At 61.2% G+C, this 9,684-nt stretch carries 7 protein-coding genes; all 7 read right to left on the bottom strand.

Going from position 1 to position 9,684, the window contains the following annotated elements; genetic code table 11:
• A partial coding sequence (locus tag L810_RS48815; RefSeq protein WP_218921756.1) for a hypothetical protein occupies positions 1-182 on the bottom strand: 182 nt, incomplete at its 3' end.
• A gap of 34 nt (positions 183-216) precedes the next feature.
• Positions 217-741 (bottom strand): hypothetical protein, encoded by a 525-nt coding sequence (locus L810_RS49495; protein WP_021164002.1) that lies wholly within the window; start codon positions 739-741, stop codon positions 217-219.
• Between the two features lie 32 nt (positions 742-773).
• Positions 774-3,182 (bottom strand): DUF6079 family protein, encoded by a 2,409-nt coding sequence (locus L810_RS40980; RefSeq protein ID WP_162175314.1) that lies wholly within the window; start codon positions 3,180-3,182, stop codon positions 774-776.
• Positions 3,130-3,945, bottom strand: a complete 816-nt coding sequence (locus L810_RS40975; RefSeq protein ID WP_257009040.1) for a helix-turn-helix transcriptional regulator — start codon at positions 3,943-3,945, stop codon at positions 3,130-3,132. Before L810_RS40975 ends, L810_RS40980 begins: the two co-directional genes overlap by 53 nt.
• Before the next feature lie 529 nt (positions 3,946-4,474).
• Entirely contained in the window at positions 4,475-6,949 is a 2,475-nt protein-coding gene (gene gyrB, locus L810_RS40970; RefSeq protein WP_021163999.1) for a DNA topoisomerase (ATP-hydrolyzing) subunit B, read from the bottom strand.
• Between the two features lie 192 nt (positions 6,950-7,141).
• Positions 7,142-8,248, bottom strand: coding sequence for a DNA polymerase III subunit beta (dnaN, locus tag L810_RS40965; RefSeq protein ID WP_006756934.1), 1,107 nt, complete (start codon positions 8,246-8,248; stop codon positions 7,142-7,144).
• Between the two features lie 168 nt (positions 8,249-8,416).
• On the bottom strand, positions 8,417-9,684 hold a 1,268-nt coding region (gene dnaA, locus L810_RS40960; RefSeq protein ID WP_042978250.1), incomplete at its 5' end, for a chromosomal replication initiator protein DnaA.

Genomic DNA, 9,684 nt, shown 5'->3' with positions numbered 1-9,684 from the left:
GAAAGGCGGGGGTTTTTGCATTCGGCGGCAAAAATGCGTGCGGAGTACTCGGCATGGATGCTTGTCGTGCTGCATGCACTGATGCTTGCGATGCCGTCGAATGCGAGCGAGCAGAGCGCGACTTTTCGTCTGTTGTGACGGTTGTTGAAGTTACTTGCAGCACCGCCGCGGACCATTTGCATCAAGGCGCGCGCCGAAGTGCTTCACGTCGAGCCGTCACCAGACAACAGAGCGGCGCAAAGGGGCCAGCGCTGCGTGTTCCAGCTCCTCTTCCTCTTCTTGGGCAGCTGCCCCATAGGGCTGCTCTCGCCAGTTCAGCGCGTTGTAGTCGGGCGTGATGATGACCCTTCGGGAATCAAAGTTGAACCGAAGATAGACGCGATCACCCGGCTTGAATCCGAACATCTCGAAATGCGCGTCGATGGCGCGCATCCATGGCATGTACGGTTGGCCTTCCTGGGGAAGGTCAACCGAGTCCGGAATGTTGTTTGATGCGTCGTATTCGCACGCTGCCAACTTCATGAACAATGGCAGGAAAAAGGCGAAGGCCTCCGGTTCAATAAAGCCAAGGCAGGCGGACTCATCGCACTCGTAGTTGTCTCGAACCTCGAGAGTTATTGCGAAGCGTCTCCGTCCCCTGAAGAATCGATCTACCGCACGTGCCTCGATACCGCCTATGTTGGTAATGGCTTTCTCAACGGGAAAGATGTCATCCGGAAACAGGGAAAAGTGATGTTCCATCAATCATGGCCACACGGTGATTTTCGTGAACGTCATCGCCCAGCTTCAAGAAGGCGAATCATCTCTTCGCTTCCGCTGAGCTTGGCGACGTCTAGCGGCGTCTGCCCGAATTCGTTCTTTGCCTGCGTGGCCGCGCCACGTTTCAAAAGAAGCCTTGCCGATTCGAGTTGACCCATCATCGCTGCTTGATGGAGTGGCGTGTTGCCCAGGTCGCCGATGCTGTTCACATTCGCTCCTGCATCGACAAGTACCCCGGCCAACACGCGCAGCGTCAGCAGGCGGTCGTCCTTGCGCAGGGCGTTGCGGGTCTTGTCCTCGGCCACGCCCAACCGCGCCTTGCTGTGGCTGGCAATGTAGGCGGTAATGTAGTCCTTCTTGAGCTGGATGAGCGTCTGCCGGTACTCGGAAGCATGCTCGGCCGTGCGGTCCTGGCTGAGCTTGTCCTGTAGCGCTTTGCGGGCGGCCTCGGCCTGTTTCACCCACGGGTGCTCTGCAGGCAGCACCATCTCGGCCTGCGAGAGGTAGGACGCCGTGCCGCCCAGCTCCATCACCAGCTCGAGCAGTCGCTCGACGGCAGCCAGGATCTCCAGATTCTTCTTCTGGCTGTCGAGGTCTTCCTGTGTGACACGCAGGTTCTTCAGCTTGCCGATGGTGTTGTACGGCGCCAGCGATTCGGTGAACTTTTTCAGTGAATCGAGCCGGGCGTGCCAGTCTTTGGCTTCTTCGTCGCGCAGGATGTTCTGCCCCCAAAAGCCGAGCTTGCCTTGCTGCAGGTCGGAGCCGGCCTTGAGCACGCGCGGCACCAGCGCACTGACTTTCTCCTGTAGTTTGATGACCGGCTCGGTATCGCCCTGGCTGGCCTTCTGGGCCAAGCCGGACGGCAGGTCGAACAATTCGAACAGGGTCCGCAGCACCGCGAGATTGATCTCTTTCGGTGCCTCGACATGTTTGAACTGTTTGAGCTCGTCCAGCGAACGCTCTGCGAGCTGCACCAGCTTGGCTTCGGTGACCAGCACCGAGAAGGTGGGGTACTCAGGCGAGATGTCGGCAAAGCGCTGGCCAAGTGCCAGGCCAGAGACGATGTTCACCACGTCGCGGAAGTTGATGCGCTCGTCCGGACCCAGTCGCGCGCGGTCACGCAAGGAAACGCCCTTGGACCAGTCCTGCAGCGTCTTGGTCTTGCCCTGGTAGGTGACCTCGAACGCGGTCATCTGCTTTTCCTGCAGCCACTTACTCATGGATCGCAGCGACTCTTGGGCCTTCGACAGGTAGATGGCTTTCGCGCCACCGCTGGCTGTCGACGCCAGATCCAGTGCTGCCGCGTACTGCGACAGGTAGCGCTTGTAGTCCTCGTCCGGCGACTTCAAGCGGAAGAACACTTCGTCCGCCAAGTTGGCGTCGCTGAACTTCGGCTTGTCGAAGGGCTGGATGAAGTAGATGTAGAAATCGCGCTCGGGCTGTGCCGTGGGTCGGTCGTTCGGCGCACCAAAAAACAGGTATCCCATGCGCTCGACGCGGCGCTCCTGCCACTCGATCTGGTATTGCCAGATCTGGAAGCCGGGGTAACGCAGATCGTCGCTGCACTCCATCAGTGCCTTGATGGCGCTGTAGTAGGCGCGGTCCAGCGCGTCCTCGGACAGGGCTTCGGCGCGCTTTTCGATCTGCGCATCGTAGTCGATGTCCTTCTTGAGGTCGAGGTAGTACTGCTCGGTGTCCGGTGCCTTAGAGATGAACTGGCCGTTGACGGTCTTCAGCACCTCCCGCAACACGGTCTGCACCATCGACAGCAGGTTCTCGGCCGGATCGCCCGACATTTCCTCCACCCCCGGCTGGAACAGGCACAGGGCATCGCGCAGTTCGGCGGCCGTGGGGCCAATGGGGACATGGATGTCGCCGCCCGTGGTCAAACGGTGGACGGCCAGCGCGTTGATAACGCGCAGCGCCATGGCTTTGTAGGCCGGGCGCGTGAAGGCCTGCTGCACGCGCGACTCCAGCACTTCGGATACGCGGATGACCTCCTTGATGTTCGGGTCGGCGCGCAGGACCGAATTGGCCCTGATGGTGTTCCAGAAGCTCTCGTAGCTTATGAACAACGGCTTGTCGGCAGGTACTTCCTGGTCGAGGATGGCCAGCATGGCGGCCTCGATCGTCTTGAGTGCGCCGCGCTTCTCGGTGAAGTGGATCTGCTCGAAGGTCTTCAGGTAGTCCGGGTGAACCGGGAACAGCCGCACGTACTCATCAATGCGCTCGTTCATCGAGCCGTAGAACTTGGCGAACGGCGTAAGGTATTCGCGGATCTTGTTCTGCTGGTCGGCAGTCTTCTTGAGCAGGCGCGCGGAGACGACGAAGCTGACGTCCTGGCGGTCAATCAGGATCTGTGTGAATCGCTCATTGACACGGCGCATGCCCGCGCAGGCTGTGGTCAGGGGAGCAATCGACACTCCATTTACGCAGGAGGTATCCGGCCGTGGCGGCGCGCAGCTTCATCCGCAGCACGCCGTCGCGCATGCCGTAATCCATTTCAGTGATCTCTGGCCGGGGTTGATCCGGGTGCGCCACCAACTCCAGCTCGACGATCCGGGTCCACTGAATGTCCTGATCGCGCATCTCGTGGGGCGCCACTGGTTGGCCCTTGAGCATCACGGGGCACTTGATCCGGGTGATGACGAAATCCCGAAACTCCTGAGACTTCCGGTCGAAGGCGCGGACGTGCCAGCGCAGGCCATTGTCGACCAGTGCGAACGGGACGATCTCTCGCTCGGTGCGGCCACTGGAGATGGAGTGGTACTCGATGCCCAGCGGGCATTCCTGGTGGATTGCCCGGGTCACGGTCGCAAGAGCGTCCGGATCCGGATGGGGGAGCCTGGACGGGCTATCGCTGGCCACCCATGCCTTGAGCCGCATCGGCTCACCATCGCCAAATCCCTGGGTCAGCCACGACAGCACCCGCTCGGGGGGGAAGTCGAAGACAGACTGAAAGCTCGGCCCAAGGACGTAGGATTTACCCTTGGAGTCGTAGTCGATGTTACCCGGGGCCAACTCCTTGTACAGCGCCAGATCTCTGGATGCCGCAGCGGACTGGATGCCAAACCGCGTGACCAAGTCCTGGCGGCGTATCTCCCCGATGAAGCGCACCCGCAACTCCACGAACGCGAGCCGATCGCGTTGTGGCTGGGTAAGAGTTGTAAGCTGTTCGTTCGACATCCTGGCTGCCACATTTGGGCTAGCGAGTGCGTGGGTAGGTTATTTTAGAAAGTATATGATCTACTCTAAGCTACGTATATAGCATCTTTTTGTTGTTGATATGAGTCGTATTTTGATAATTATTCTGTCTTGCACCAGATGCATAGCTACGTGAGGTTGGCAAACAGCTTTTCGCCAATGTGTACTGCTGGCGCATTGAGCACTTGATCGACTTCTTCCTTGAGTCCTCGCTCTTCCGGCATAACGAGACCTTCATGCGATTCGTTGGCCGCAGTATCGAGTTGAGGCGAATCTGTGCCAAACAGAACAAATCGCCCACAACGGCGCATCGAGGATAAAAAAAGGACCTAGCCATCAGGTTAAGTCCTTGATTCTTAGTGCAGTAACCTATGATAGAGCATGAGTGATTCGAACGCGCCCCCACGAACTAAGAGCCCGTAGGTTGAGATCGTTATGCGATCGCCGAACGGGTACGAGTGCGCAGTAACTTATTAGTCGCGCAGTTTGCTTGCTTGATCTACGAGAAAAATCAAACGTCAATATTCCCCGCCCGCAACGCATTGCTCTCGATAAACGCCCGCCGCGGCTCGACATCATCCCCCATGAGGGTAGTAAAGATCCCATCCGCCGCAATCGCGTCTTCGATCTGCACACGCAGCAGACGCCGCACTGCCGGATCCATCGTCGTTTCCCACAGCTGCTCGGGGTTCATCTCGCCGAGCCCCTTATAGCGCTGCTTCGAGACGTTGCGTTCAGCATCGGCCAGCAGCCACTTCATCGCGCTCTTGAAGTCCGCCACGGCCATGCTGCGCTCACCGCGTTTGATGACCGCGCCTTCCCCGATAAGCCCCTTGAACGTATTCGCGGTGGTCACGAGCTGCTGATAATCCGCCGTGTGCTGGAATTCCTGGTCGATGACCGAAACCCGCACGTTGCCGTGATGCGTCCGCTCGACATGCAGCGCGCGCTGTTCGCGAACCGCGTCATACGAAGGCACCACACGCACTTCGTTCTTCAAAGCCTCGTCATGCAGCGCGGCATGAAGAGCCTTCGCCGAAGCCTCAGTCGAAGCCTCATTGGAGAGATCGATCACCACCCCATCCATAACAGCTTCCAGCGCGGCCGGATCATACAACCGGCTCAACCGCTCGATCACGCTCTGCGACAGCAGATACGACCTTGCCAGCTCCCCAAGCGCATCGCCCGAAATCGCCGCCGCATTCTCACCCGGCACCAGCTCCGACCCTTGCAGCGCCAACCGCAGCATGTGCGCGTTGAGCTCCACGTCATCCTTCAGATACCGCTCGTCCTTACCCGCCTTGATCTTGTAAAGCGGCGGCTGCGCGATATACACGTACCCGCGCTCGATCATGTCCGGCATCTGGCGATACAGGAACGTGAGCAGCAGCGTCCGGATGTGTGCACCGTCGACGTCCGCGTCGGTCATGATGATGATGCGGTGATAGCGCAGCTTGTCGAGGTTGTAGTCTTCCTTGCCGATCCCGCACCCAAGCGCGGTCACGAGCGTGACGATCTGTTCCGACGACAGCAGCTTGTCGTAGCGCGCCTTCTCGACGTTCAGCACCTTGCCGCGCAGCGGCAGGATCGCCTGGAACTTGCGATCACGCCCTTGCTTCGCCGACCCACCTGCCGAGTCACCCTCGACGATGTAGATTTCGCACTTCGCCGGGTCTTTCTCCTGGCAGTCCGCGAGCTTGCCGGGCAGGCCGACGCCATCGAGCACGCCCTTGCGTCGCGTCATTTCGCGCGCCTTCCGCGCCGCATCCCGCGCGCGAGCAGCTTCAACAATCTTCCCGCAAATAATCTTCGCGTCGATCGGCGTTTCCAGCAGGAATTCTTCCAGAGCCTTCGCCACAACTTCCTCAACCGGCGCACGAACCTCGGACGAAACCAGCTTGTCCTTCGTCTGCGAGCTGAACTTCGGCTCCGGCACCTTCACGGACAGCACGCACGACAGCCCTTCGCGCATGTCGTCGCCGGTCGTCTCGACCTTCGCCTTCTTCGCGATTTCGTTGTCGGTGATGTACTTGTTGATGACGCGCGTCATCGCGGCCCGCAGGCCGGTCAGGTGCGTGCCGCCGTCGCGCTGCGGGATGTTGTTCGTGAAGCACAGCACGTTTTCGTTGTAGCTGTCGTTCCACTGCATCGCGACTTCGACGCCCACGCCGTCCTTCTCGCCGTTGGCGAAGAACACGGTCGGGTGCAGGTTGGTCTTCGTCTTGTTGATGTACTCGACGAAGCCCTTCACACCGCCGGCGAAGGCGAAATCGTCTTCCTTGCCCGAGCGCAGATCGGTGAGGCGAATCCGCACACCGTTGTTCAGGAACGAAAGCTCGCGCATCCGCTTCGCGAGGATGTCGTAGTGATACTCGACCGTACCGAAAATCGTCGGATCGGCCATGAAATGCACTTCGGTACCACGGTTCTCGGTGTCGCCGGTCACGAGCATTGGCGACACTTCGACGCCGTCCACCACCTCGAGCACGCGATCCTGCGCGACGCCGCGGTGGAACTCCATGAACCGCTTCTTGCCGTCGCGGCGCACGGTGAGGCGCAGCCAGCTCGACAGCGCGTTCACGCACGACACGCCCACGCCGTGCAGGCCACCGGACACCTTGTAGCTGTTCTGGTCGAACTTGCCGCCGGCATGCAGCTCGGTCATCACGATTTCCGCCGCACTGCGCTTCGGCTCGTGCTTGTCGTTCATCTTCACGTCGGTCGGAATCCCGCGGCCGTTGTCGGTCACGGAAATCGAGTTGTCGGCGTGAATCGTCACGTGGATGTCGTTGCAGTACCCGGCCAGCGCTTCGTCGATCGAGTTGTCGAGCACCTCGAACACGAGGTGGTGCAGACCGGTGCCGTCAGACGTGTCGCCGATGTACATCCCGGGGCGCTTGCGCACCGCTTCCAGACCTTCGAGGATCTGGATCGACGAGGCGCCGTAGCTGCTGTTATCGGGTTGCGAATTGTGCTGTTCACTCATGGATATCTTCCGGTTCTGCGAGGCCACTCAGGTGGCGGCGCGGTGCGTTTCAGCGAAGGAAATCGCCGGGCCGCTCCAGTTTCCTGGCCCGCCCAAGTGCCGAAAAGGCACTAAAAGGGCGGGTTGTCGGTTCGCCATAAAAACGCCAAAGGGGCTTGCCGCCCCCTGGTGTGTGTCTTGATGTCGTGCGCGTCAGATGCGCATCGGCATCACGACATACTTGAACTCGTCGTTCTCGGGCACGGTAATCAGCGCGCTCGAGCTGGCGTCGCCGAGGCTCACCTGCACGGTGTCGACCTTCAGGTTCGCGAGCACGTCGAGCAGATACGTGACGTTGAAGCCGATGTCGACGGTATCGCCCTGGTAGGCGATTTCGAGTTCTTCCTGCGCCTCTTCCTGATCGGCGTTGGTCGACATGATCTTCAGCTGGCCCGGCGCGATGATGCAGCGCACGCCCTTGAACTTGTCCGAGGTCAGGATCGCCGCGCGCTGCAGCGAGCGCTGCAGTTCTTCACGGCCGATCTCGAACGTGTTCTTGTGCGCCTTCGGGATCACGCGCTGGAAGTCGGGGAACTTGCCCTCGACGAGTTTCGACACGAGCTCGACCTGGCCGAACGTGAACTTGGCCTGGGTTTGCGCGATGTCGATGGTGACGGTGTCGTCGATGTCTTCGAGCAGGCGTTGCAGCTCGAGAATCGTCTTGCGCGGCACGATGACTTCCTGGCGGCCGAACGTGCCGCCTTCGAGCTTCATCGACGAGAACGCGAGGCGGTGGCCGTCGGTGGCCACGGCCATCAGCTGGTCGCCGTCGACGACGAGCAGCATGCCGTTCAGGTAGTAGCGGATGTCCTGCTGCGCCATCGCGAAGTGCACCATGCCGAGCAACTGGCGGAACGACTTCTGCGGGACGGTCAGCGTGGCGCCGAAATCCTTGGCCTGCGCGACGGTCGGGAACTCGTCGGCCGCCAGCGTCTGCAGTGCGAAACGGCTCTTGCCCGATTGAACGGTGAGGCGCTTGTCGGCGAGCGACAGCGTGACCTGGCCGTCAGGCATCGCGCGCAGGATGTCGAGCAGCTTGCGGGCGGCGACGGTGGTCGCGACCTGGTCGCCGCCGACGCCGAAATCGGCGCGCGTGGTGATCTGCAGCTCCAGGTCGGTCGACAGGAACGAAACGTCCGGGCCGTTCTTGGTGATCAGCAGGTTGGCGAGGATCGGCAACGTATGGCGGCGTTCGACGATGCCGCTGACCGTTTGCAGCGGCCTGAGGAGGGTGTCTCGTTCGGTCTTGACCAGTTGCATAGAGTTCCTTCGTTGAGTAACGGCCTGCAGCGCAGCAGCCTCGCAGCGCCCCGCCGGCCGGGCTCTTGGCCCGCCACCACCGGGGCGGTCAAACCAGTATTGTGCCTCAAAACCGAACCGCCCCCCTTAAATTGGGGCGGAGGCCGAATTATCAAGCGCGCCGCGCGCTCAGCCCTTCAGCGTCTGTTCCAGCACGTGCAGCTCGTGGTTGAGCTGCGCGTCCTTGCTGCGCTCGTCGGCGATCTTGCGCACCGCGTGCAGCACGGTGGTGTGATCGCGCCCGCCGAACAGCTCGCCGATTTCCGGCAGGCTCTTCTGCGTGAGTTCCTTCGCGAGATACATCGCAATCTGTCGCGGCCGCGCGATGTTCGCGGGGCGCTTCTTCGAATACATGTCGGCGACCTTGATGTTGTAGAAGTCGGCGACGGTCTTCTGGATGTTCTCGACCGAAATCTGCCGGTTCTGCACGGTCAGCAGGTCCTTCAGCGCTTCCTTGGTCAGCTCGATCGAGATCTCGCGGCCGTGGAACTTCGAATACGCGAGGATCTTGCGCAGCGCGCCTTCGAGTTCGCGCACGTTCGAGCGCAGGTGCTTCGCGACGAAGAACGCGACGTCTTCCGACAGGTTCACGCCTTCCGACTGCGCCTTGCGCATCAGGATCGCGACGCGCATTTCCAGCTCGGGCGGCTCGATCGCGACGGTGAGGCCCGAGTCGAAGCGCGAGATCAGGCGATCGTCGATGCCCGAGATTTCCTTCGGATACGTGTCGCTGGTGATGATCACCTGCGCCTTGTTCGCGACCAGCGCCTCGAACGCGTAGAAGAATTCCTCTTGCGTGCGCGACTTGCCCGAGAAGAATTGAATATCGTCGATCAGCAGCAGGTCGAGCGAGTGGTAGTAGCGCTTGAAGTCGTCGAATGCCTTGCGCTGGTACGCCTTCACCACGTCGGACACGTACTGTTCCGCATGGATGTAGCGGATCCGCGCGCCGGCCTTGTCGAGCAGCAGCTGGTTGCCGATCGCATGGATCAGGTGGGTCTTGCCGAGGCCGACGCCGCCGTACAGGAACAGCGGGTTGTACGAGATGCCCGGGTTGTCCGCGACCTGGATCGCGGCGGCGCGCGCGAGCTGGTTCGCCTTGCCGGTCACGAAGTTGTCGAACGTGAGCACGGGGTTCAGCTTCGAACGCTCGTACATCGAATCGGCTTCACCGCCGTTCGCGGGTGCGGCACCGGGGCCCGGCCGCCAAGTGCGGCGGCCGGCGGCCGCTTCATGCGCGGGCAGGCTCGGCAGGTCGATGTCGGCGTCGTCGGCGTTCAGGTGGTGCGCGGCGGCTGCCGACGGCGTCATCGGCACGTCGGCCGGCGCTGTGGGCGCAGCGCCGGCGTTCGCGGCCAGGTTGGCGGCGATCGCGGCCACCGTGGCGGCCGGGCCGC

The organism is Burkholderia sp. AU4i (assembly GCF_000466765.1).
Lineage (GTDB): Bacteria > Pseudomonadota > Gammaproteobacteria > Burkholderiales > Burkholderiaceae > Burkholderia > Burkholderia cepacia.
This window is presented reverse-complemented; position numbering and strand designations above follow the sequence as displayed.